A 24928-nucleotide genomic window follows, 5' to 3' on the forward strand; every position below is an offset into this window, starting at 1 on the left:
CCTTCATGCTCTGCTTTCGCCATCTCCTGCAAGGTCTTTATCCATCAAAGGGATATGCAATGCGACCAACGTCCCTGTTGCCTCTTGTCCTGCCTCAAGAGCCCCAACGAACATCTGACATTCCTGCTCTGTCAACGGGCGTAACCGCACCTGACCGTGATGAGCCTCCATCGCACGATGAACGATGGCCAGCCCCAACCCCGTCCCCTTCTCCTTATGGGTTACATAAGGCTCGGTAAGGCGTTGATGCTCCCCAGCAGGCAGACCCACGCCATTATCTGCAACGCTTATGATTGCCACTCCCTCCTCTTGCGTCAAGCGCAGGATAATCGTCCCGATAACAGGGTGCCCTTCCCCAACCTGCCGCTTGGTCATGAGGATAGCATCTGCTGCATTTTGTAACAGATTGATAAGAGACTGACTAATTAAACGATGGTCACACCGTACAATAACCGCCCCTCCCTCTGGCATATCCAACTGATAAGCAATTTCGGGATGGGCATTTTGCTGGAGGAACAACGTCTCCCGGCAAAGCCGGACGAGGTCATGCTCGGCCATTTCCAGCTGGGGCATCCGCGCAAAGGAGGAAAACTCATCCACCATGCGCCCTATATCCCCCACCTGCCGCACAATCGTGCTGATGAGACGGTCATAAATCTCCGGGTCGCTGGTAATTTCTTTATGAAAACGCCGCCGCAATCGCTCTGCCGCTAATTGAATCGGCGTGAGTGGATTTTTAATCTCATGAGCAATACGGCGTGCCACATCCGCCCATGCGGCTTTACGCTGCGCGACTTGGAGGAGGGTAATATCATCAAACGTGACAACATAACCCGTTGACCCTGCATGATCATTTTGGTCCGCCACAGCACAAACAAGCAAGGTCCGCCCTGCCCCAGCCCCGCCACCACTCCCCGGGCCACCGGGGGCATGAGCATGTTCAGCATCAATTTGAATCTCCGCGCCATGCTCTTTATCAGGCTGCTCCTTCACCGCTTGCAGCAAAGCGGCAAACTCTGGCACGAAGGCCACTAAGGGCCGCCCCTTTGCTTGCTCCATATCCCGCTGAAGAATAAAAGACGCTGCCCGGTTAGGCAGCTCAACAAGCTGATTATGGTCTAAGCCAATCACCCCAGCAGACACACCGGCAAGGACTGTCTCGGTAAAACGGCGGCGTTCATCAATTTGGTCATAAGCCAGCATGAGTTCAGAGCGTTGGTCAGCAAGCTGGCTGGCCATGAGGTTAAACGCCCGAGAGAGTGCCATCAACTCATCTTCCCGATTCCCCTTACCCTCCACGGGAACACGCGCTGTTAAATCCCCCCGTGAGATACGCTGTGCCGCGCGGATTAACTGGCTAAGCGGCCGTGTAATGCGATTAGCTTGGGAGAGGCCACTTAACATCCCCACCGCTAACACCAGCAGCCCCATAAGAGCCAAAATCACAATAAGGACAAGCTGCGCCTTCCCACGATTATTGAGCATGCGCTGATAATCCTGCACCAGCGCATTTGTCCGTGTCATATGATGAAGAATCTCAGGGTCCACCGGGCGGGTAATGACGAGCATCAAGCCAGAATTACCCCCCAGCGAGACGACCCCGCGGACCAGTTTTGCCTCTGGTTGGTCCAGCAGCACGACCTCACCCGTCCGCGCCATAGCCGCAACAGAGCGTGGAGGAAGCTCCTTTTGCGGGTCCTCCGCCCGAATGGCCAGCAATCCCCCAGTGGCGATGATTTTATAAGTCAGCGGGTTAAAGATAATCGCATCATTCAACCCGCGCTCGGTCACCTCATCTTCTAACAACGCTTGTAAGCGGGAATGATCATGGAACAAATCCGTCCCATGGGTGAACATTTCATCATTCTGAACCGTCAGCAGCGTATTAGCTAAAGCGAAGGCTTCTGTCCGTGTATTCTCATTATGTTCCCGCAAATACCCCGCCGCGACAGAGCGTGCCTCACTCAACGCATTATTCACCCGATTGGAGAACCAAATCTCCACCCCGTAATGGAAGAATAGCGCAGACAATACCCCGACCATCAAAGCAGGGGCTACAGCCACAACACCAAAGAGCATAACCAGCTGGGTATGCAGCCGCGCACCTGCTTGGCCCATGCGCCGCTCGGCCAACATCCGGCCAATTTGCCGCACTGCCGCCGCCCCAATGAGCATAATTGTGATGAAATCGAGCAGAAAAAGCAAAGCTTGGGCCCGCGGCACACGCGCGAGAGACACACCCCCAGCTAAGACGATGAAGGTCACAAAGGTCAGTACCAACGCCACAACCGTCAGCACCACCATACCGTTAGGGCTGGTAAGCCGCCAGAGGGAGGCCCTCATTTTCCCAGAAAAGAACCGCCTCATCACGCGCTCTCCTACCGCGCCCCTGGCGGACGGGGAATCGTAATCTGAAGCTCCTGAATCCGCTTGCGCAATGTGTTCCGATTCAACCCTAATAAAGCAGCGGCTTTAAGCTGATTACCCCCCGTATGCTGCAAGACCATCATAATAAGAGGCTTCTCTACCGCGCCCACCACACTATTATGGAGGTTACAACTCCCTGCCTCTAACCCTGCACGCACGTAGCTCCGCATCACAGGCTCAAACATCGCCGCCAAACCGCCTTTAGAGGCCGCCGCTAAACTACCCACAGCTTGCAAACGCTCCGGGCCTAAACATTGCTCCACCGGTAAGGAGGCTAGCCAATGCCGCAAGCCGTCCTCCAGCCCCCCATGACGCAACAAAGTCGCATGGTCATGGCAGCTCGCCACAATAATCCGTACGCGCTCCTCCCGCCTCACATGAGTCCGCCCGGCTAAAAACAGCGCAAAGCGATGCTGCATCTGGGGGGAGAGGCAATCCAGCTCATCAATTAAGAGCGTGCCTCCTTGAGCTTGCTCTAACCAGCCATTCCCTGCCGTGCCAAAGAGACGCTCCTCCCGCAAAGCCCGTGGCACGCCTGTTAGGCCCGCCACCACAAATGCCCCATGCGCGCAAGGGCTGTGAACATGAATCTGCTGGGCAATATCCAGCCGCTCCCGCGCGCTAGCCCCGTGGAGGAATAAAGGCCGCATCGCACGGGCCTCGCGGGCAGTACGCTCTGCCATTATGCGGCATGCCGAGCAAGGGCGGCTTCTCGGTCCCTTACAATGCCTGCGGCGATCGCCTCATCATAAAAACGCGTAAGCAACGCGATGACAGCACCCGGATCATCCAGCCGGTTTACCTCCGCACGAAAAGCCGCAGACCCCGGCAACCCTGCCGAATACCAAGATACATGCTTACGAGCGAGACGCAGGCCGGGACGCTCTCCAAAATACTCCATCATCATATGATAATGCTTTAGGACAATATCTCTCTCGGTGGCGAGGTCAGGGTCTGGCACATCCACCCCACTGCGCAAGGATTGTACAAGCTGTGCTAAAAACCAAGGCCGCCCGTAACAGCCCCGCCCTACCATCACGCCATCCGCCCCTGATTCCGCCAAAGCCTGACGGGCTGAAGCCATGCTGACAATATCCCCATTTACAATCACAGGTAGCTTTACGGCCTCTTTTACCGTCCGCACAAATCGCCAATCAGCATGACCATTATAGAACATCTGCCGTGTCCGCCCATGGACGGTAATCATACGGATGCCCACATCCTCCGCAATCCGCGCCAACTGAGGCGCATTAAGGCTGGCATGGTCCCACCCCATACGCATCTTCAACGTCACAGGGACATTTACTGCCTTAACGGTCGCCTCCAAAAGTCGCGCGGCTAATGCCTCATCCCGCATGAGGGAGGAGCCTGCCATCTGCCCGATCGCCACCTTCTTAACCGGGCAGCCGAAATTAATATCCACCACATCCGCCCCACCTGCCACGGCGATTTTAGCAGCCTCACCCATAGCTTGAGGGTCACAGCCTGCAAGCTGTACGGCATTAATCCCGCCAGCCCCAGCACTACGCGCCATACTCAATGTACGTTCATTCTCCCGCACCATGGCCCAAGAGGCAATCATCTCCGAAATCACCAACCCCGCCCCTAGCTCGCGTGTTAAGCGGCGGAAAGGAAGGTCCGTCACACCAGACATAGGCGCGAGGATGACAGGGTCCTCAATCACGCAATCCGGCCCTAATGTGATAGGAGGCAAAGGAATCGGGGTGGGCATCGCTCGTTAAGACCTACGGGTTTTTATAAAGGGCATGAGGGGGATTTTACCGCTCTCCCCGCTAAAGAGCAAACAAGGGCCTACCCTGCCCCTCCACCACCTCTACGATGACGTACCCGCCGCATAGCCAGAATCTCCCGCTCATGGCGTTGTCGTCCCGCCGCAGTGACCTCAAACCGGCCATCCTCTCGTTGCTGGGTAAACCCCTTTTTTGCAAGACGCTCTAAGCATGCACGGTCCTTTAACGGGGCGCGGAAGTCCGGCATCTTCCCCTCCGGCGGGGGGCCAACAGGCCGCCCCGTTGCGCCGCTTAACACCACCCTATGCAAGGCTGAGCGGCAGCATGTCTCTAAATATAATTCATCCCAACTCATGCGTTTTCCTCTCTGATGAGCCGCTTCATCACTTTATTGCGTCCACGAATATCATTAAACTATCATCATCACACGGCATGAATGGCGTGAAACTACTTGACAAACCCTCGCTATGAGGTCTGAAACAGCCAAGACCATTGATATGAAGGGGAAAGAGAATGCTGGACCTCGGACAAATCGCCACACAGCTCCTACGCCGCCTCGACCCCGAAACGGCTCATGAAATCGCCATCCACAGCATTGCATACGGCTTAGCAGGCCGTGGCAAAGCCGACCACTCCGCCCTAAAGACGCACGCTTTGGGCCTAACCTTCCCCAACCCCATTGGCCTTGCCGCGGGGTTTGATAAAAATGCCCGCGCTGTAAGAGGCCTCGCAAAATTGGGCTTCGGTTATATTGAAACAGGGACCGTTACCCCCCGCCCCCAGCCCGGCAACCCCAAACCACGCCTCTTCCGCTTAATTAATGACCATGCCATCATCAACCGCATGGGCTTTAATAGCTGCGGGATTGATCGCTTCTGCCAAAATCTCACACCGCTATTCCGCCCCAATAAAGAAGGCCACGTCCAAGCGGCTGGCGTACCTCTAGGCATTAATCTAGGCATTAACAAAACGGGGGCCGACCCCTTAACGGACTATCCCGCCCTTGTTGGCAGGGTAAAATCCTACGCCGATTATATTACAATCAATCTTTCCTCCCCCAACACGCCGGGTTTGCGTGACCTCCAAGAGGTGGACATGCTCTCCCGCCTGTTAAAAGCCATCCAAACGGCCCATCCAGACCGGCCACCTTTGCTCATCAAACTCGCACCCGACCTTGAGGACGAGGCTTACGGTCCCATCCTCCAAGCGGCGATTGATGGTAGAGCGGATGGCCTCATCCTCACCAACACGACTCTCGCCCGCCCCAAGAGCTTAACAAGCTCCCACCGTACAGAGACAGGCGGCCTCTCTGGCGCACCGCTCGCTACCCGGGCGCGCGATGTGCTAAAACTGGTCGCTGACTTGAATAAAGGGCGGCTCTGCCTCATATCATCTGGCGGTATTGAGAGCGGGCGTGACATCTTAGACCGCCTCAAAATGGGGGCTAATCTTGTCCAAATCTATACCGCCTTTATTTATGAAGGGCCTGCTGCGCTCACACGTTTAAAGCAGGAGCTTTTGCAAGAAATGAGCCGCGATGGTATTCGCAGCCTTGCCTCTCTACCACGCTAAACACTCCTGACGAATTACCATAGGACCACGGACCATCTTATGAAACTTGCTCTGGTCGGCATCATCAAGAATGAAGCCCATGACATCCTATACTGGCTTGGCTGGCATGCCCGCTTAGGCATTAATAGCTTCATCCTCTTTGATGACGATTCAGATGATGGCACCCGCGCTCTTATCCGCGCTGCTTGTGTGCATTGGGATATTCGTCTTTTTCACATTCGTGAGCATAGTTTAGACCTCACAGAGCAAAGCCACCTTAAACGGCAACAGCAAGTCTATTGCGATGCGCTCAATGCCGTGAAGGGGCAATTCGACTGGGTGGGCCTGTTTGATACAGATGAATATCTCACCCTATGCGAACACGAAACCTTACCTGACTTCCTCGCTACGATGGGGACGGATGTCGGTGCGGTGGCTCTGCATTGGCGTGTTTATGGTCATAATGGCCATATCACGGCCCCTACTTTACCGCCCTCCCACAGCTTCATCCAACATAGCATGGTTGAGGAAGCCATAAACCGGCATGTGAAATGCTTCATCCGCCCGTCTTATTGGGACCAAAAAAGCTGGGTGAATGTTCATTACTTCCCCCTCAAAAAAGGACAATATGTTACCGCAAGCGGCAAGCCCGTCACATGGTCGGCCGAGGCGCAAGGCATCACAGCAGAGCAAGCGGATTGGTCTGTTGCCTTTTTAAGGCATTTTCAAAACCGTAGTGTGGAGCAATTTGTTGAGCGTACACGCAACCGCAAGGATATTCACCTTAACCTAGCAGATGTTAATTTCTCCCAATGGAATGAGCTGGAAGACCACTCGCCTCGTGCCGTCACAGCCTCCCTTTTAAATTGGGTACGGCCTGTTATTACCTCCGGGGCTGTCAGCGCGTTGGAGCAACTCCACCGCCGCCATCCTCCCTTAACAAAGCATCTTCCCCCATCCTCCACCCAGAATCCCTCCTCCTTCACTATTTTTGCTCTTTACCCCAAAGAGGAACGCCATCTCGGCCTTAAAGAGGGCCTGATTCAGGATGTGGAGGCTCAAGAGCTAGAGCAGCATAAAAATGGCGTTGGCCTTTTTATGCTCCAAAGCCGCCGCGTCCCTACAGCGGCCTTCCTCTTTGCTTTAGACCAAAATCATAAAATTGTGGATTTTGCCCTCCTTGGCGATGGACGACTAGGCGGGCTGCCCCGTTATGACCTGCTGCCAATTATGGAGCAAAAAGCGATTGTGCTGCGCCAGAAAGGGGGGTTCTCCCGACGCGGTTATTTCCTTTCCGCTCCCCCTAAAGAGCCTCTAACCACCAACCGTCTTAAAGCGGATATGTGGGAATGTTTTACCGCTATCCCTCAGCCAACTCTACCCACGGGGCAATCTTGGCTTACCTTCCCTGCTTTAAACCTTGCAGAGATGCTCCTTACAGCCCCCGCCCTGACCTTGGAGGATATTTCCCTCCTCACGGCGTTGGACCGCCATATAACAACATGGTTGCTGCCACTACTCGCAGCGCATCTGGACGAAGCCGAAGCCCGGACTCTACGAAGCTATCTAGGCCCCTTTGCGCCCTTCATACTATAAGAGACACAAACTCTGTTTACCCATAAAAAAGGCTCCCTCTCTTGGGGAGCCTTTTTTGTAGCACTCTAAAAAGACGCTTTAGCGGCCCAGATTACGCAGCCTCACACCGCTCATCAGCCGCTCCTCAATCTTCGCAAGGGACATGCCTTTTGTCTCTGGGACATAAAGGTAGGTCAGCCCAATAAAGAGGAAGTTCAGCACCGCAAGGAGCCAGAACGTCCCTGCCGCGCCGAAAAACTCCATCAAAGGGAGGAAGCTGACACTCACGCCCATATTGGCCAGCCAGTTCGTCAGGGTAGAGATGGACATCCCAAAATCCCGCCCTTGGATGGGCTGAATCTCCGCACATAGCACCCACATTAATGGCCCAGCGGACATGGCATGGCCTGCGCAGAAGATCATCAACACAAACACCGCCATCATTTGGGAGGCTTGCTCGGTCATACCCTCATTCAACAAGCCCGCTAATGCGCCCATAGCCAGAGCCATCACCGCAAAACCAACATATAGAATCGGCTTACGCCCCCAGCGGTCCACCAACCCTACAGCCACAAAGGTCGCCAGCATATTCACCAGCCCAATAATGGCCGTACACCAAACCTGCGAATGGGTATCGAAATGCGCCGCATGGAGAATCTTCGGCGCGTAGAACATCACGATATTAATGCCCGCTAATTGCTGCATAGCCTGCAAGACAATCCCCAGCAGCACAGACCGGCGGAAGTTCTTGTTCCGCTTCAATAGAGAGAAGCCCTCTTGCTTTGTCTCTAATTGCGCGCGAATGGCCTGAATCTCTTTAGCCGCTTCTAGCGGGTCATTACGCAAATCCAGCAGGATACGGCGTGCTTCTTTATGGCGTCCCTTCATCACCAGCCAATGCGGGCTATAGGGCAAAAACAGCACCCCAACAAAGAACAGCACCGCAGGAGCTGAAGCAAACCAGAACATCCCGCGCCAATTCCCCCGATAAGAGAAGAATGTATCAGCCAAAAAGGCGATGAAAATCCCCACCGTAAGCATCAGCTGGTAGGTAGAAATCATCGCCCCGCGCGTGTCCTCACTGGCAATCTCGGAGAGGTAAAGCGGTGCTGTAAAAGCCGAAAGCCCCACCGCATAGCCCATCACAACACGAAAGCAAATCATCGATGAGATAGACCAGCTAATCGCACAGCCTACCGCACCGATCACAAACACAGACGCACCACAGATTAACGCCCGTTTACGGCCAATCTTATGGGCAAGGGTACTCGCACTAACAGAGCCGATCGCCGCCCCGGCCATCATAGCACTCACAACCCAAGAAAGGGCCATCGTAGAGGGGTGAAACTCCCGCGAGAAGAAGTCTAACGCACCAGACACCACACCAATATCAATACCAGACATCAACCCAGCCAAAGCGGCAACAACGCCAATGACTAAAATCTTAAACTTTGTTGGGTCAAAGAATGAAGTATCTTCATCCTCATCACTCATACCGGGAGGAACTACGCGGGGGTCAACATCATCTACCATGTGCGAAGTATACCCTCTCTACAATAAAGATAAATGAACCTAAATGGGGGCCTCTACTCTAGAACGCCCCCACCCTCACACTAAGGTCAATCTTTCCGATGACCAAGGTCGCGCAATTTTACGCCGCTCATCAGGTCTTTCTCAATAACATCCAGCGGGACATCCTTTGTCTCTGGCACAAAGAGATAGAGCAGAACCACACCAACAGCGTTTAATATCGCAAAAAGCCAGAAGGTATTTGCACTGCCGATAGCCTCCATCACACTCAGGAAGGTTGTACCGATAAGGAGGTTGCTGAGCATGTTCGTCCCTGTGGAGATGGAAATCCCCAAGTTACGGCCTTCTGCTGGCTGAATCTCTGCACAAATAACCCACATAAGCGGCCCAGCAGACATCGCAAACCCACCAACGAAGATGATGATCATCGCCAAGGCAAGAAGCTGCTGGGGCAGAGTTGTCGTCCCAATCGAGAGAAGGAAGGCCAAAATCGCCATGCTCGCAGCCATGATGCCATAACCGGCATAAAGGATAGGCTTACGACCCCATTTATCGGAATATCCAACAGCGACAAAGGTCATCAGCACATTCACAAGGCCGATAAGGGCTGTACACCACATCTGAGCAGAAAGGCCAAAATGGGCAGCCTCCAAAATGCGAGGGGCGTAGTACATGATAATGTTAATACCGGCAAATTGCTGCATAATCTGCAACAACATCCCCAACCCTACAGAGCGGCGATAATTGCCATTCGTCTTAAAGAGCTTCCACCCTTCTTCCTTGGTTTTCAGCTGCTCGCTGATGGCTGCCAGCTCCTTATGTGCCTGTGCAGGCCCATCACGCAGACGCGTCATGGTCTCCAAAGCTTCTTCCTTCCGCCCCTGAATCATCAACCAGCGTGGGCTTTGGGGGAGGAACAGGAAGATAAGTAAGAAAATAACAGCCGGGATAGCCTCCACCGTCATCATAGACCGCCATGCACCAGAAGGGGCAAACCAGCTATTAGAGAAGAAGGCTAAGAAAATGCCCATCGTCTTAAGCAGCTGGTAAAGTGAACCCATCGCCCCGCGCTGCTCTGTGCGTGAGACCTCTGAGAGATAAAGCGGTGTTGCAAAATCTGACAGGCCCATCCCGAAGCCGACAATCAAACGGCATGCAATCATCATCGCGACTGATTGCGATGTGGCACAGCCAATCGCCCCAATCGAGAATGCTGCCGCAGCGACTGTTAGCGTAAACTTCCGGCCTAAGCATGATGTTATCTTGCTGCCTGTCAGCGCACCAATGGTCGCCCCAACCAGCATCCCCCCGACAACCCATTCCAACTCCACCGTTGTGGCATGGAACTGCTGCCCAAAAGGACGCAACACACCAGAGATGACACCAATATCCATCCCGCACATCAACCCGGCAAGGGAGGCAAGGATACAGACTAGCAACACACGTCGCCTAGCTGTTGGGTCAATAGTCGAATGCGGGGACTCAACTGTCTCGTTCATAATCTCAAGCCTCTCCTATCTCAGGGGCATTTTGCATCAGAATCATGCGATAGCATAAACTATAATTTACCCTAATGCTTTATCATATCATGTTTATCCACTTTCTTTTCCGCACATTCAGCACAGGTCCCTTCAATCTCCACTGTTGCCGCTTCTGCATGAAAGCCCTGCCCGCGGGCCGATTGCAGCAGAACAGCCGCAACGACATCCTGCTCTAGCTCTTGCACACGCCCGCAATGGCGGCAGATAAGAAACTGAGCGCGATGCACACCCCACGCTCTATGCGATTTACAATCCGCATGGCATGCTAAACGATGATGACAGCCTACAAAGGCACTCAAGCGTTCAATGCGATGGATAAGCCCTTGCTCAAGAAGAAACTCCAACGCCCGATAAACGGTCGGCGGTACGGCCTTGGGGTGATGCTCCCGCAATAAAGAGAGTATATCATAAGCCCCTAATGGCCGCTCCTCTGCCAAAATAAGCCCCAAAACAAGGCGTCTTGTTGGTGTGAGACGCTGGCCCTGTTGGTGGCACCATTGTGCAACCTCCTCCAAACGCGCTGTAACATAAGCGGGAAAAGGCGTCTCAACATGCGGCGGTATGACGCTTCGTCCCTTCATGATGCATCATCTGGCAAAAAAGCCCAACGCCATGAGGCCAACCCCTCACGCGCTAATTCCCGATGGACCACCATAACAGCTGTGCGCAGCTCATCAATCATGGGGTCTTCTGCTAAATCCCGCGCGAGGGCTTCAATCAATGTGACAGAACGATGCCGCCCGCCGCTGCAGCCCACGGCAATGGTAACGTATTTCTTCCCCTCTGCGGCAAAGCGCGGCAAGACTGTGCGTATTAGCCCCAAAACATGAGCGTAGAATTGCTGATAAAAGGAATCCGCTTTGACATAATCCGCCACGGGCTTTTCTAACCCTGTATGAGGGCGCAACGTCTCATCATAATGAGGATTCCGCAAAAAGCGGGCGTCAAGAACGAGGTCTGCCTCCCGTGGGAGGCCCGCCGGATATGCAAAAGACATCAACGTAACCGACAACATCGCCTCAACCCCCGCACTAAAGCGAGCATTTATCATCTGGCGCAAATCCGGCACGGGGAGGTCGCTCGTATCAATCACTAGGTCCGCCATAGCCCGTAGGGGTGACAGCATCTCGGCCTCTAACTCCAAGGCGGGACGCACACCCCCATCACCAGCTAGAGGGTGCCGCCGCCTTGTCGCTGTGAAGCGGCGCAACAGCACATCATAATCCGCTGTCACAAACAGCAACTGGACCGCACAATCCTGATGACGCCGCGTGCGGGTTAAGAAATCCGCCACACGATGCGCCTCAAAGCCACGGCTGCGGACATCAAGCCCAATAGCCAAGCGTTGGCCTGCCCGGCTAACTAGGGCCTCAAATAAATCAAGCGGAGGATTATCCACGACCTCATAATCAAGGTCTTCCAACATCCGCAAAGTGGAGGCTTTACCAGCACCAGAGAGGCCAGTTACCAACACAATATGCTGCGCAGAGTGTTCCTTCGCCCTGATACCCATAGCTCTCTATCCCGCGCTTAAATGGTAAAACTAAACCCCTTTACGCAGCATAACACACTCTCCAACAGGCAAGAAACACTCCCCCCCTTGGCGCATAGAGTAGTTCTGCCTAAAGCAGGTAAGCAAAGGCAGGCGAATCACGAAGCGGGCCCCACAAATATGCCTCTCCCCGCTCTCCTCATCCACACGCTCACAATTTTCGGCATAAAGGGCACCATCAAACGCCACAATAATTTGCCGACTAATGGCAAGCCCTAACCCAGAATGTCCCCCGAAATGCTCCCCCGCTGGACGCTCTGAATAGAATCGGTCGAAAATACTATCAAGTTTTGCTGGGGGGATACCGGGGCCTTCATCCTCAACAGCGATTTCTACAGCTGGACTACCGGGGGTGATGAAGCCGTCCTCCTCTAACTGAGGCGGCCCAATAACAGGGCGAATCACAAGCCGTATTGTTCCCTCTGCCGGAGAAAAGGATACAGCATTACCTATCAGATTATGGAAGACCTGCATTAAGCGATCCCGCACCACTTGCACACAAATGATACGCTGCCCCTCTGGCACGATGAGGACTAAATGTGGCCCGCCTTCCTCACGAACAGTCTCATGAACATCAACAAATTGTTCTAATAACTCAACAAGATTTACAATAACCCTGTCTTCCCGCTGCAACTCCCCTTCCACACGGCTAGCAAAGGAAATATCAGAGATTAACCGCTCTAACCGCCGCACATCGCCCCCGAGGATAGATAAAAGACGGTCCCGCGCCTGCATATTCGTAATCCGCGGTAACGTATCTAAAGCGGAACGGATGGAAGAGAGTGGATTCTTCAATTCATGACTAACTTCTGCAGCAAAACGCTCCACATCATCCATACGTGCCCATAAGGCCAAGGCACTCTCCCGCAAAGCGCGCGCAAGCTCACCTATCTCATCGCGGCGGCGTAGTAATGTATAGGGCATGCTATCTATATGCCCCGCCCCCGGCTCGCGCATATCACGAGAGCGCACCACAAGCCGCCGCAAAGGAATAGCGAGGGTCATCGCAAGATACCATGAGAGCAAAACCGCCGCACCCATGCTCAGCAACATCATCACGATAATAACCCACCGCACCTTCATCAAAGAGCGATCAATATCCGCATTAAAGCGCGTTAATTGAAGGACACCCACCGTCTGCCCCTCTATGAGGACAGGCTCTACAACCGTCATGACAAGCTCATGAGCATCTGTCAGACGTATATAAGGTGGAATGTCTAACGGCGAACTGATTAAAACCCCATCGCCTGTCTCATTGCCAAAGTTTTGAGATGTTGTTGAATTATCTAATGGGACCGGCCCTTCCTTCGTATGTAACGGGATTAACGCTAAAACCCATGTATAAAGCTTATCAGCCATACTGACATTCGGCTGCCAGCTTACCCCTCCAATCGGGGAGGACTGCTTTTGGCTTTCTGTTAGAATATGGCCATTCGGTGCATAAAGGCGGGCTTCTGCATTGCGGCTAAACCGCACCATGCCCTCTAAAAGAGCATGAGCTTTTGTTACATCCAACTGCTTACCGGACGATACATCATCACATTGTGCGTGCCGTAGGACCGAGACATAAATCCGCGCCTGTTCGCGCAGGGCCTCAATACTATCCTCCAATAGCGTATTGCGTACCGCATTGATGGAGAGCAGCATCCCCCCCATAAAAAGTAAGGGTAAGAAATTAACCAGCAAGAGACGGCTTGTAAGTGGGGACACCCACCGCCGCAATTTAGGCAAACGCGATGCAAGCCACATATGCGCCATCCATCGCCGCGCCGCCTCTAATCCCGCCATCACGTACTCAACCTTTGCTGTATTACTCCCGATACCGATATCCAACACCATAAAGGGTTTCGATATGGTTAAAGCTGTCATCTATATGGCGGAACTTTTTGCGGACCCGCTTAATGTGACTATCGATTGTGCGGTCATCAACATAAATACTATCGCCATAAGCCGCATCGATAAGCTGGTCGCGCGATTTCACCATCCCCGGCCTTAATACAAGGGCCTTAACGAGCAAAAACTCCGTCACGGTTAAGGCAACATCCTGCCCACTCCACATACATTGATGGCGCGCCTCATCAAGCGATAACCCCCCACGAACGATGATTTCATTACGCCCTGAGCCTTCACCATCCAATCCGGTTTGGCTTATCTCATGCCGCCGTAGCAAAGCCCGAATACGCTCAACTAACAAACGAACAGAAAAAGGCTTAGTGATGTAATCATCCGCTCCAAGCCGTAAGCCCATCAACTGGTCTAATTCTTCATCTTTGGAGGTCAGAAAAATAACGGGCAAACTGCTCGAGCGCATCCGTAGACGGCGTAAAAGCTCCATCCCATCCATACGCGGCATTTTAACATCCAACACGGCCAAAGACGCCGCACGCGATAAAATACCCTGTAAGGCACTTTCCCCATCCGTATAGGTATGGACGGTAAATCCCTCAGCCTCCAATGTCATCTGCACAGAGGCTAGAATATTACGATCATCATCTACAAGGGCGATGATGGGGGCCTTCTGCCCACCGCCGCCACATGTTTCTTCCCCAAAAGGTTTATAAACACCAGGGAAGGAACTCTTCACCATGGGAACTCCTACCATTAACCACGGAGCTAGAAACAACCGAGAATCTCGCCCCTATGGCACAATATAATTTCAAAACTGACGGATATATCTAAAATCCATATCCGGTCATAATTTATACACCAAAAATTCATAATTTTTAAATACCTAATAATATGGTCTATGTAAGTTATTGTACCTCTATTTTACTTTTCATTAACCTATGAATGCCGCACAGAACCTTTTTCCTCATATCTATCGATGCAGCTATTATCTCTTATCGATATTGTACGAAATCACCTCCCCCCAGCCCAAGGCCTTGCAAAAGACGTGCAAAGCCACGACATTCAAAATCTCAGGAGACTAGCGTGCGATGATGGTCTCTGCCATATAAAGCAGGCTCGCTATCCCATAAGACGCGAATAGGGTCACGATATGACAGAACAAACATCTCATACCGATACAGAACAACCTAACCCCACCCCGCATGAAGCCCCAGCAGATGAGGGCCACACGCAAGGGCAGGAGGGTACTGCCGAAGAACGCATCGCCGCATTAGAAGAGAAATTGGCCGAGATGGAAGACCGCTGGAAACGCTCGGAAGCGGAAAACCAGAATCTTCGCACCCGCCATAAACGTGAACTTGAGGATGCCCGTCATTACTCGGTGCAGAAATTTGCGCGCGATGTTGTAGAGGCTGCCGAGAACCTTCAACGAGGCCTCTCTGCTTTACCCCCGCATGAAGAAGGCGAAGATGGACTCATCACCCGCCTGCGTGAAGGGTTTGAGGGGACAGAGCGTGCCTTCCTCTCCATTTTGGAGCGGCATGGCATCACCAAACAAGACCCTACCCATGAGCCTTTTGATGCCAATCTGCATCAAGCCATGCAGGAGCAAGAGGTCGATCACCTCCCACCAGGGCATGTCGTCCAAGCATGGACACCAACATGGTTGCTCAAAGACCGGCTGCTTAAACCTGCTATGGTTATAGTCTCCAACCCTTCCTCAACCGGTCAAGCACCGAAGAAGGATTAAGCAAAACAAACACCCTCATGGCTCTATGACGAACATTCAGAACATCCTTATTATTCGTCATGGGGCCTTAGGAGATGTTTGTCAGGCTTTTGAGGCCTTTGCCTCCATTCGGCAGGCCTTTGCGCATGCCCATATTACCCTCCTCACCAGCAGCCCTTATCAGGCTCTTGCTGCCTCCACCCCTTGGTTTGACGCTATCGCGATTGATGACCGCCCCCCCATCACACATTGGCGGCATTGGCGTAATATCCGCGCTCTGCTGCACAAGATGGACCTTGTGTTCGACCTCCAAAACTCTGGTCGTACGAGCCGTTATCGCACGCTTGCACCGCGTACTATCCTATGGTCAGGCCAACAAAAGCGGGCGAGCCTCCCTCATCATAATCCCCAAGCCCGCCAGATGCATACGCTCTGCCGACAACGCGACCAGCTCCGCAGCGCAAATGTCCCTTTACAGCCCCGCACGATTCCAACCTTTCTAAAGGATGAAGGCCCATTCCTTACTGAACCTTATGTGGTGCTTGTCCCCGGTGCTGCACCACATAGACCCGCCAAGCGATGGCCCCTCGCCTATTTTGCAGATTTAGCCCACACTATCGCCGCATGGGGGTATGTCCCCCTCATTGTAGGGAGTGCAGCAGACGCTCCCCTTGCCGCGCATATCTGCCACCATGTTCCCACAGCGCGGGACTTTACCGGCAAAACCACATTGCCTGCTTTAGCAGGGCTGCTCCATCGCGCTTTGCTTTGTTGTGGCAATGATACTGGGCCACTACATATGGCCGCTATGATGGATTGCCCCACCTTAACCCTCTTTTCTGCCGAGAGTGACCCCCGCCGTTGCGCCCCCCACGGCCTCACAGTAGGGCAAAACCGCGTGATACAAGCAGATACGCTTGCTCATATACAGCCAGAGCGTGTGATTACCTTGCTACACGATTGGGGCCTCCCCCTCATGCAAGCACGCAGAGCACATTACGCAAAAAAATGATCCAGCGGCACACTATCTCATATTAGAGCTTGCAGAGACATAACTTTAAAGGCCATTTTGCCATCCGCTATGTTCAACGAATCCCTTTTCGCTTATCATGAGCTGAAGAATCCCTCTTGATGATGACTGACCAAGGAGTCCTTTCATGCCCGCCATTACCCTACCCGATGGAAGCATTCGCACCTTCGATGGGGCAGTGACAGGGACAACTATCGCCGACTCCATTGGTCCAGGTTTAGCCCGTGCGGCCATCGCGATGGAGGTTGACGGCAAGGCTGTGGATATAGGCTTTACCATCACGCAGGATAGTGCTGTTCGTTTCATCACCCGCAAAGATGAAGATGCCCTCCCGATGATTCGCCATGATGCTGCCCATGTCATGGCCGAGGCTGTGCAAGCCCTCTGGCCGGGGACGCAAGTGACCATCGGGCCAAGCATTAAAGACGGCTTTTATTACGACTTCTTCCGCGACAAGCCCTTCACCCCTGCCGATTTTGACGCCATCGAAACCAAAATGGCCGAGATTATCGCCCGTGGAGATGCCTTCACACGAGAGGTATGGGACCGTAACGAGGCCATTGCCTTCTTTGAGGAACGCGGTGAGAGCTTTAAGGCCGAATTGATTCGCGACCTGCCAGAGAGTGAGGAGATTTCCATTTACCGCCAAGGGGAATGGTTAGACCTCTGCCGTGGGCCGCATCTCCGCACGACAGGGGATGTTGGCAATGCCTTTAAGCTCATGCGGGTGGCCGGGGCTTATTGGCGGGGGGACCATCGCAACCCCATGCTTACGCGCATCTATGGCACAGCATGGCGCGATAAAAAGGAGCTTAAAGCCTATCTAGAACGCCTAGAAGAGGCCGAAAAACGCGACCATCGCCGCATTGGCCGGGATATGGACCTGTTCCATATTCAAGAAGAAGCCGTAGGGCAGATTTTCTGGCATCAAAAAGGTTGGCGGCTCTACACAGCGGTGCAAGATTATATGCGCCGCGCCCAGAACCGAAACGGCTATCAAGAAGTCCGCACCCCTCAACTTGTGGACCGCACCTTGTGGGAAGCCTCCGGCCATTGGGATAAATATCGTGAGCATATGTTCATCGCCACAGTGGAGGATGAGGATAAGACCCTCGCCCTCAAACCGATGAACTGCCCTTGCCATGTGCAGATTTTCCGCCATGGTTTGCGCTCTTACCGAGAGCTGCCGCTGCGTATGGCTGAGTTCGGGGCCTGTCATCGCTATGAACCCTCCGGCTCGCTGCATGGGATTATGCGTGTGCGCGGCTTTACGCAGGATGATGCGCATATCTTCTGCACGGATGACCAAATCGCTGAAGAAACGGCCCGCTTCGTCACTATGCTAGGCGAGGTCTATCAAGATTTTGGCTTTGAGAGCTTCCGCGTCAAGTTTTCCGACCGACCTGAAGCCCGTGCTGGCTCTGATGAGGTCTGGGACCGTGCCGAAGGAGCCTTAAAACGTGCCTGCGAAATGGTTGGGGTAGAGTATGAGTTAAACCCCGGCGAAGGTGCCTTTTACGGGCCGAAATTGGAGTTCGTGCTGACTGATGCCATCGGGCGCGACTGGCAATGTGGGACATTGCAGGTCGATTATGTTCTGCCAGAGCGGCTAGATGCCTCTTATATTGGTGAAGATAGTGCCCGCCACCGGCCCGTTATGCTCCATCGCGCTATCTTGGGGAGTTTTGAACGCTTCCTTGGTATCCTCATTGAGCAATATGCCGGGAAGTTCCCCCTCTGGCTGGCCCCAACGCAAGTTGTGGTAGCGAGCATCGTGACGGATGCCGCTGATTATGCCCAAGAGATTACCGCACGTCTGCAAAAAGCGGGCTTGCATGCGGAGGCTGATATTCGCAATGAGAAAATCAATGCGAAGGTGCGTGAGCATAGCCTTGCCCGTGTACCAGTCATCCTCGTTGTTGGCCGCCGTGAGGCAGAGGAAGGTACAGTCAGCCTCCGCCGCCTTGGGGAGCAAGCCCAAAAGGTCCTCCCTTTTGAGGAGATCCTCCCCGCCTTGCAGGAGGAGGCAACACCGCCGGACCTCCTCCGCGCTATGCAGCAGAAAACAGCCTGATACGCAGTCCATCCTCCCCCCTTGCGCCGTACCCGCACGGGGGGTATGAATCTAAACAGAAAGTTTGAGACCCCTCACCGTTTTGTATCGGATGAGGCCCTAACATCGACAGGAGATGACCATAGCTAGACCGCCGTTTCCCGCCGCCCCTAATCGCGAAGGGCCGCGCGTTAATGAAGAGATCCGAGTGCCGCAGGTGCGCGTTATTGATGCCGCAGGCGAGATGGTTGGCATTATGTCAACAAGAGAGGCTCTTTCCCGTGCTTTTTCTGAAGGGTTAGACCTGCTGGAAATCAGCCCTACGGCCGAGCCTCCGGTGGCGAAGATTCTCGATTACGGCAAGTTCAAATATGAACAGCAAAAGAAGCGTAACGAGGCCCGCAAAAAGCAAAAGGTCATTGAGATTAAAGAGGTCAAGGTCCGCCCCGGTACCGGCGAGCATGACTTCCAGACCAAGGCGAAGGCTGTCCGTTCCTTCTTAGAGGAAGGCGATAAGGTTAAGGTCTCTCTCCGCTTTAAAGGCCGTGAGGTTGCTCATCAGGAGCTTGGCTCTAAGATGATGCACCGCATCCGCGAGTCTGTGGATGATATTGCTAAAGCTGAGCAAACCCCTCGCTTGGAAAATCGTCAGATGATTATGATTCTGGCCCCAAGCAAACAGCGGGATACAAAGTAGGCTTTGTACTTGCTCCATAAAAAACCCGGTCCTTTATAAGGCCGGGTTTTTTAGTTTCTATCAGCTTGCAAGCTCCACAAGTGGATGCGACCGCTGCCGCCCTAATAAAGTGCATAAGGTAGAGGTAGGGACACTTTGATTGAGCGTATAAAAATGGAAATGCTCCACCCCTTCCGCGCGCAAACGCTGGCAGAGGCGATCCACCACCACGGCACTCAAGCGCGTGCGAATAGGGGGGAGGTCATCCACCCCCTCAAAGAGCGTTTTTAACTCCTCCGGGACAGAAGCCCCGCACATTTTGGCAAAACGCCATGCTTGTGCCGCCTTACCAATAGGCAAAATCCCCGGTACGATGGGTTTATTAATCCCCGCCTTCACCGCACGATCCCGGAAGCGCAAAAAACATTCTGGGTCAAAAAAGAATTGCGTAATCGCCCTATCGGCCCCCGCATCAAACTTCTCTTTAAGATGCTCAATATCAGACTGCGCCGATTGCGCCTCGGGGTGCGTCTCTGGGTATGCCGCAACAGAGATCTCAAAAGGGGCAATCTTCTTCAGCCCCGCTACAAGGTCTGCTGCATAATGATACCCCTCTGGATGCGGGCGATAAGGCGTTGGGGCCTCACCTTTGGCAACCGGGGCATCACCCCGCAACGCCACAATATGCTTTACCCCTAGGTCCCAATAAGCACGGGCGACATCATCCACCTCACCTTTAGCGGCATTAACGCATGTAAGATGCCCCGCCAATGGGATAGGCAATGCCTCTACCATCTGTCGTAACGCCTCTAACGTACGCTCCCGCGAGGACCCACCCGCCCCGTATGTAACGGACATAAAGCGTGGCTCATAGGCAGCAAGACGCTGCGCTACCCGCAATAAAGCCGCGGCTTTCTCGTCCGTCTTAGCGGGAAAAAATTCGAATGAGACCTCAGCCATGACGTCCGTTCCTTCTAAAATAAATGTAAGTTATCGCGTTTTCGAATCCTGATGTAACGGCAGGCGGCCCATCCAAAGCTTAACCGTCAACTCACCATCCAAAGAGAGAGGCGGGTCTAACTCCAACCCAGCCGCTTTAAACCATTGCTGCATGCGCTCATCACTAAAACCGAGATACATATGCGCATCCCGCGTACGGAGCTCCTCACGGTCATGCAGGGCGAAATCCACCACCAGCAAACGCCCACCAGGGCTTAAAATCCGCGCCGATTCGGCAATCACAGCCGCCGGATGCTGTGCATAACGCAGGGCCTGATGCAAAATCGTCAGGTCAGCCGAGCCTGCTGCTAACGGCAGAGCATAAAAATTCCCCTGCCGTAACTTAATCTCCTCACCATCAGCCGTGCGATCATCTTCCAATTTCACACGCGCTAGCCGGAGCATAGAAGGGCTACGGTCAAACCCAATGGCACTCTCACAACGTGGGGCGAGAAGCTCCAACATGCGCCCCGTACCTGTCCCAATATCCACCACGCGCCCCAATGGCCCCGGTCCGACAAGCTCTATAATGGCCGACTCGACCGAATCTTCCGAGACATGAAGGGAGCGAATCGCATCCCATTCCGCGGCATGGACCTCAAACCAATCTTCTGCCTCACCCATACGGACATTCCGCACAGCTTGGAGACGTTGACGGTCAGCCCGGCCTGTCTCGTCATCTTCTTCCTCATGATAACGCCGCCAATGGTCCAACGCGGCAAAGATGGGCTCTAGGTCATTCTCATCTCCTAAGGCGAGAAAAACCCAGCTCCCTTCCTTGCGGCGTTCCACCAACTCCGCCTCCGCCAATACTTTAACATGGCGAGAGACACGCGGCTGGCTCTGGCCCAAAACTTGAGCCAGCTCACCGACAGACAACTCCATCTCACGCAATAAGCGTAAGATTCGCAAACGTGTTGGCTCTGCAAGAGCCTGAAAGATGATAAGAGCACGATCCATGTGAGAGCATATATAACGATTTCATTATATATGCAATACATATTGACACATTAAAAAAGCCCTGCCACTTCTAATGGCCGAAGAGAGATCACCCCGCCGCGTTGAAAGCAAAAAAGCGGTTGGACGTAATCTTCCATGGCTGTCTTACACGAGCAGTCTCATTCTTACTGGTGGGGGCTTCCCTCCACCAAAACGCCAGGAGGTATGTCATGACCGTACGTGTCGCCACATTGGGCTTTCCCCGTATCGGTGGTCGCCGTGAGCTAAAAAAAGCCCTTGAGAGCTTCTGGGCTGGTAACAGCAGCGAGGCTGAACTGCTCGAAACCGCCGCAGCCCTCCGTAAAGAAAATTGGACCCGCCAGAAGGAGCAAGGAGCGGATATTATCCCCTCTAACGACTTCTCCCTTTATGACCATGTGTTAGATACCAGCGCACTTGTTGGGGCTGTGCCGGAGATTTACGGCCATAAAGGCGGCAAGGTGGACCTCACCACCTATTTTGCCATGGCCCGTGGTCGTCAGGTCTCTGGCGAGCATCCCGCTCATGGCCAATCCCATGATTGTTCCTGCCAGCATCAACACGCAACCGATGTTCCTGCGGCGGAAATGACAAAATGGTTCGACACTAATTATCATTTTCTGGTGCCGGAGTTTAAAGCGGGGCAAAGCTTCCGCCTCTCCTCCACCAAAATTATTGATGATTATAAAGAGGCCAAGGCCCAAGGGATTGAGACACGCCCTGTTCTGCTTGGCCCCGTTAGCTTCTTGCTCCTCGGTAAAGCGCATGGGGCTGCCTTTAATAAGCTAGACTTACTCCCAGCTTTGCTGCCTGTTTATCATGAGGTCCTCCAAGCATTGCACCAAGCCGGGGCAGAATGGGTCCAGATTGATGAGCCAACTTTAGTGCTGGACCTTGATGATGCCGCCCGTAAAGCCTTTGCTCATGCTTATCAGAGCCTGAATAAAGCAGTACCCGGCATCAAGCTCTTCCTCACAACCTATTTCGGTGGGTTAGGCGATAACCTAGAGACTGCCCTCTCCCTGCCTGTCCAAGGCTTACATATCGACCTCGTCCGCGCTCCACAGCAACTTAATGACGTTGTCGCAAAAGCGCGGCCGGACTTGCTGCTCTCCCTCGGTGTGATTGATGGCCGTAACATCTGGAAGGCAGACCTCTCCAAAATTATCGCACAAATTGCCCCGATTGCGGAGAAACGGGACATCATCGTTGCACCGTCTTGCTCCTTGCTCCATACGCCCATCGACCTAGAGCGTGAAACACAGCTGGATGCAGAGGTTAAAAACTGGCTCGCCTTTGCTGTGCAGAAAATTGCCGAGCTGGCTACGATTGCCAAAGCCCTTAATCAGGGGCATGAGAGCGTAAAAGCCATCTTAGATGCCTCCGATGCTGCCGTGCAGAGCCGTAAGACCTCCACACGCATCCATAATCAGGAAGTCAAAAAACGTGCTGCTCAAAAAGATGCAAAGCTAACCCAGCGTCAATCCCCCTTCCCTACACGCCAAAAAGCGCAGGAAGACGCCCTCAAGCTGCCGCTCTTCCCCACAACGACCATCGGCTCCTTCCCGCAGACCAAAGAGGTACGCCAAGCCCGTGCCCGCCATGCGAAGAAGGAACTCTCTACACAAGATTATGTAGCCTTCCTCAAGAAGGAGACAGAATCCGCCATCAAATGGCAGGAAGAGGTTGGGTTGGATGTGCTCGTTCATGGTGAGTTTGAGCGCAACGACATGGTGCAATATTTTGGTGAGAAGCTCTCCGGCTTTGTCTTTACCAAACATGCATGGGTACAATCTTACGGCTCCCGCTATGTGCGCCCGCCCATCATCTTTGGTGATGTATCCCGCCCCGCCGCAATGACGCTAGATTGGTGGCAATATGCCCAATCTTGCTCCAAAAAGCCGGTCAAGGGCATGTTGACGGGCCCTGTCACCATCCTCAACTGGTCCTTTGTGCGTGATGACCAACCACGCTCTGAGACATGCCGTCAGATTGCCTTTGCCATCCGTGATGAAGTGCAAGACCTAGAAAAAGCCGGTTGTGGCGTCATCCAGATTGACGAAGCCGCCCTGCGCGAAGGCCTCCCCCTCCGCCGTAAAGACTGGCAACATTATCTGGATTGGGCTGTGGAGAGCTTCCGCATCACTGCCAGCGGTGTGCAGGATAAGACGCAGATTCACACCCATATGTGCTACTCCGAGTTTAACGACATTATCGAAGCCATCGCCGCTATGGATACTGACGTTATCTCCATCGAGACAGCACGGTCCAAAATGGAGCTGCTAGAGGCCTTTACTCACCATAAATACCCCTCTGAGATTGGGCCGGGTGTGTATGATATTCACTCCCCCCGCGTCCCCTCTGTGGAGGAAATGGTCGAGCTACTCCGTGCTGCGGAGAAGAAGGTCTCCCGCCGTCAACTTTGGGTGAACCCTGATTGCGGCCTCAAGACCCGTAATTGGGCAGAGGTCCGCCCGGCCATTGCTAACATGGTCAAAGCTGCCGAGATCCTGCGCGGTTAACGCAGGCAGTAAGCTGAGGGAGGGGTGTCATCAACCCTCCCCCACAGCAAAAAGGCTCTTCCCTTTAATGGGAAAGAGCCTTTTTTAATGGACCCATCCTATAATAGACTTAATGGCTTGATGTTGGCTTATCGCTTTTACCAGAAGGCACAACATGGCAGGTAAAAGCCGTACCCTCTTTATCCTCCCGAGCGAACGTGACCTCATCGCCTTTGGACCACCAGCTATAGCGGTCTGCGACATATTTCGCGCCATCACCAGCGACAACATTGGCAAACACCATCACCCGTCCATCCACAGGCAATATGGCAAGGGCCATAATATCCGCACTATAATATGTGACCGTAAACGGCTTTGCTGGCAGGGAAGTCCGTAAAGAGCGGACATCATCCCCGGCCTTCTCATTATCCACAGTGCAATTATAGGTCACATCCTGCCGCCCGACTGTTTCATCCGCTGGGAGGGGGATGAGCAAATGATTCTCCCCCTTATGGGCAGGCTTTGCCATGGCCATAGAACTTACACACATGAAAGCCGCAACCCCACATAACCATAAACGACTTTGCTGTTTCAGCATCTTACTGCACCCCATCAGACACAACTCCCTTTATCACTGTGCGGCGTTTACGCGCCTGACGCGCACCGGGCGGGGGCATTTGGCATGCCATAAAATACAGCCCCACAACGAAAGTCAGCTGCGATAATAAGCCCAAGCGGTCCCATAACCACATTTGTGGCTTGGCTGCCCCCACAAATAGCGAGATGGTCTCGTAGAGCAAAAACCCAAGACACACCACACGCAAGCTATACATCATCGGCCTTAGAGGGTTCATCATATTCGGCCTTACTAAGGTCTGGAACCGCTGGAAGCCAATAAACAACATGATGCTACAAAGCAGCACCAAAATAGCTTCCACACTTTCACCCAGCGTTGCCCCGTAGAGGAGTAACGGAGCTAAAAGGCAGACAACTTGTAAAAGAACAGACCCAAGCTCAAAACTGATGCCGATATTCCAAGCGGATGTTTCCTCTGGCAGACGGTCCACCAGAGGTTGAAACAGCCTATCCAAAATAAAATCATCAATCGCTTTTAGAAAATCTGCTTTCATTCCGCCCTCTTCCATTCCATGCCAGCATTGCCTAGCATAATCCCTTATAGAGATGGA

Annotated in this window: 21 protein-coding genes; 7 read left to right on the forward strand and 14 right to left on the reverse strand. The window is 53.3% G+C overall.

The annotated features are described in order from the left end of the window. Nucleotides 1-3: 3 nt before the first annotated feature. The 4 genes from GM557_RS07870 to GM557_RS07885 form a co-directional block, all read right to left on the reverse strand. The gene (locus tag GM557_RS07870; RefSeq protein ID WP_155573813.1) at nt 4-2367 is read right to left on the reverse strand and encodes an ATP-binding protein; all 2364 of its coding nucleotides are present in this window, start codon (nt 2365-2367) and stop codon (nt 4-6) included. An 11-nt stretch (nt 2368-2378) separates the two neighbouring features. Next, a complete protein-coding gene (locus tag GM557_RS07875; protein WP_155573814.1) occupies nt 2379-3110 on the reverse strand; it encodes a helix-turn-helix domain-containing protein in 732 nt (243 codons plus the stop codon). After that, nucleotides 3110-4159, reverse strand: coding sequence for a tRNA dihydrouridine synthase DusB (gene dusB / locus GM557_RS07880; RefSeq protein WP_155573815.1), 1050 nt, complete (start codon nt 4157-4159; stop codon nt 3110-3112). The genes GM557_RS07875 and dusB overlap by 1 nt, the downstream gene beginning before the upstream one ends. Before the next feature lie 80 nt (nt 4160-4239). Further along, entirely contained in the window at nt 4240-4533 is a 294-nt protein-coding gene (locus tag GM557_RS07885; protein WP_155573816.1) for a hypothetical protein, read from the reverse strand. A gap of 158 nt (nt 4534-4691) precedes the next feature. Here GM557_RS07885 and GM557_RS07890 point away from each other — a divergent pair, with 158 nt between their 5' ends. Both GM557_RS07890 and GM557_RS07895 read left to right on the forward strand, forming a co-directional pair. Beyond that, nucleotides 4692-5750 (forward strand): quinone-dependent dihydroorotate dehydrogenase, encoded by a 1059-nt coding sequence (locus GM557_RS07890; protein WP_155573817.1) that lies wholly within the window; start codon nt 4692-4694, stop codon nt 5748-5750. A gap of 39 nt (nt 5751-5789) precedes the next feature. Then, a complete protein-coding gene (locus tag GM557_RS07895; protein WP_155573818.1) occupies nt 5790-7325 on the forward strand; it encodes a glycosyltransferase family 2 protein in 1536 nt (511 codons plus the stop codon). A gap of 78 nt (nt 7326-7403) precedes the next feature. On the opposite strand, the gene GM557_RS07900 is transcribed toward GM557_RS07895, so the two are convergent. The 6 genes from GM557_RS07900 to GM557_RS07925 all read right to left on the reverse strand — a co-directional run bounded on the left by GM557_RS07900 (nt 7404) and on the right by GM557_RS07925 (nt 14514). Next, nucleotides 7404-8837: a sugar porter family MFS transporter gene (locus GM557_RS07900; RefSeq protein WP_370513456.1), complete on the reverse strand. Its 1434-nt coding sequence runs from the start codon at nt 8835-8837 to the stop codon at nt 7404-7406. Between the two features lie 86 nt (nt 8838-8923). Beyond that, entirely contained in the window at nt 8924-10333 is a 1410-nt protein-coding gene (locus tag GM557_RS07905) for a sugar porter family MFS transporter (RefSeq protein ID WP_155573819.1), read from the reverse strand. Nucleotides 10334-10404: 71 nt separating this feature from the next. Next, complete coding sequence (locus tag GM557_RS07910) at nt 10405-10956, reverse strand: transcriptional repressor (RefSeq protein WP_155573820.1); 552 nt, start codon at nt 10954-10956, stop codon at nt 10405-10407. Then, nucleotides 10953-11888 carry an RNase adapter RapZ gene (gene rapZ / locus GM557_RS07915; RefSeq protein WP_155573821.1) on the reverse strand — a complete coding sequence of 312 codons (936 nt, stop codon included), beginning with the start codon at nt 11886-11888 and terminating at the stop codon, nt 10953-10955. Before rapZ ends, GM557_RS07910 begins: the two co-directional genes overlap by 4 nt. A 30-nt stretch (nt 11889-11918) precedes the next feature. After that, nucleotides 11919-13715, reverse strand: coding sequence for a cell wall metabolism sensor histidine kinase WalK (locus tag GM557_RS07920; RefSeq protein ID WP_230880649.1), 1797 nt, complete (start codon nt 13713-13715; stop codon nt 11919-11921). 22 nt (nt 13716-13737) lie between these two features. Beyond that, on the reverse strand, nt 13738-14514 hold the full coding sequence (locus tag GM557_RS07925) for a response regulator transcription factor (protein WP_155573822.1): 777 nt from the start codon (nt 14512-14514) through the stop codon (nt 13738-13740). A gap of 411 nt (nt 14515-14925) precedes the next feature. Here GM557_RS07925 and GM557_RS07930 point away from each other — a divergent pair, with 411 nt between their 5' ends. The 4 genes from GM557_RS07930 to infC all read left to right on the forward strand — a co-directional run bounded on the left by GM557_RS07930 (nt 14926) and on the right by infC (nt 19284). Continuing rightward, a complete protein-coding gene (locus tag GM557_RS07930) occupies nt 14926-15525 on the forward strand; it encodes a nucleotide exchange factor GrpE (protein WP_155573823.1) in 600 nt (199 codons plus the stop codon). A gap of 25 nt (nt 15526-15550) precedes the next feature. Further along, nucleotides 15551-16516 carry a glycosyltransferase family 9 protein gene (locus tag GM557_RS07935; protein ID WP_155573824.1) on the forward strand — a complete coding sequence of 322 codons (966 nt, stop codon included), beginning with the start codon at nt 15551-15553 and terminating at the stop codon, nt 16514-16516. 145 nt (nt 16517-16661) lie between these two features. Then, nucleotides 16662-18608, forward strand: a complete 1947-nt coding sequence (gene thrS, locus GM557_RS07940; RefSeq protein WP_155573825.1) for a threonine--tRNA ligase — start codon at nt 16662-16664, stop codon at nt 18606-18608. Between the two features lie 115 nt (nt 18609-18723). After that, on the forward strand, nt 18724-19284 hold the full coding sequence (gene infC, locus GM557_RS07945; protein ID WP_155573826.1) for a translation initiation factor IF-3: 561 nt from the start codon (nt 18724-18726) through the stop codon (nt 19282-19284). 60 nt (nt 19285-19344) lie between these two features. Here infC and metF read toward each other — a convergent pair whose 3' ends face one another. Both metF and GM557_RS07955 read right to left on the reverse strand, forming a co-directional pair. After that, nucleotides 19345-20223 (reverse strand): methylenetetrahydrofolate reductase [NAD(P)H], encoded by an 879-nt coding sequence (gene metF, locus GM557_RS07950; RefSeq protein ID WP_155573827.1) that lies wholly within the window; start codon nt 20221-20223, stop codon nt 19345-19347. Between the two features lie 30 nt (nt 20224-20253). Beyond that, nucleotides 20254-21222: a metalloregulator ArsR/SmtB family transcription factor gene (locus GM557_RS07955; RefSeq protein WP_155573828.1), complete on the reverse strand. Its 969-nt coding sequence runs from the start codon at nt 21220-21222 to the stop codon at nt 20254-20256. Between the two features lie 209 nt (nt 21223-21431). On the opposite strand from GM557_RS07955, the gene metE reads away from it, so the two are divergent. Beyond that, nucleotides 21432-23762 (forward strand): 5-methyltetrahydropteroyltriglutamate--homocysteine S-methyltransferase, encoded by a 2331-nt coding sequence (gene metE, locus GM557_RS07960; protein WP_155573829.1) that lies wholly within the window; start codon nt 21432-21434, stop codon nt 23760-23762. Nucleotides 23763-23871: 109 nt separating this feature from the next. On the opposite strand, the gene GM557_RS07965 is transcribed toward metE, so the two are convergent. Both GM557_RS07965 and GM557_RS07970 read right to left on the reverse strand, forming a co-directional pair. Continuing rightward, a complete protein-coding gene (locus GM557_RS07965) occupies nt 23872-24339 on the reverse strand; it encodes an MliC family protein (RefSeq protein WP_196424628.1) in 468 nt (155 codons plus the stop codon). A gap of 1 nt (nt 24340) precedes the next feature. Beyond that, nucleotides 24341-24871: a hypothetical protein gene (locus GM557_RS07970; RefSeq protein WP_143813650.1), complete on the reverse strand. Its 531-nt coding sequence runs from the start codon at nt 24869-24871 to the stop codon at nt 24341-24343. Between the last annotated feature and the right edge of the window lie 57 nt (nt 24872-24928).

Origin of the sequence: Bombella sp. ESL0385, from assembly GCF_009725755.1 — a bacterium.
In the GTDB taxonomy this organism is placed as follows: domain Bacteria; phylum Pseudomonadota; class Alphaproteobacteria; order Acetobacterales; family Acetobacteraceae; genus Bombella; species Bombella pollinis.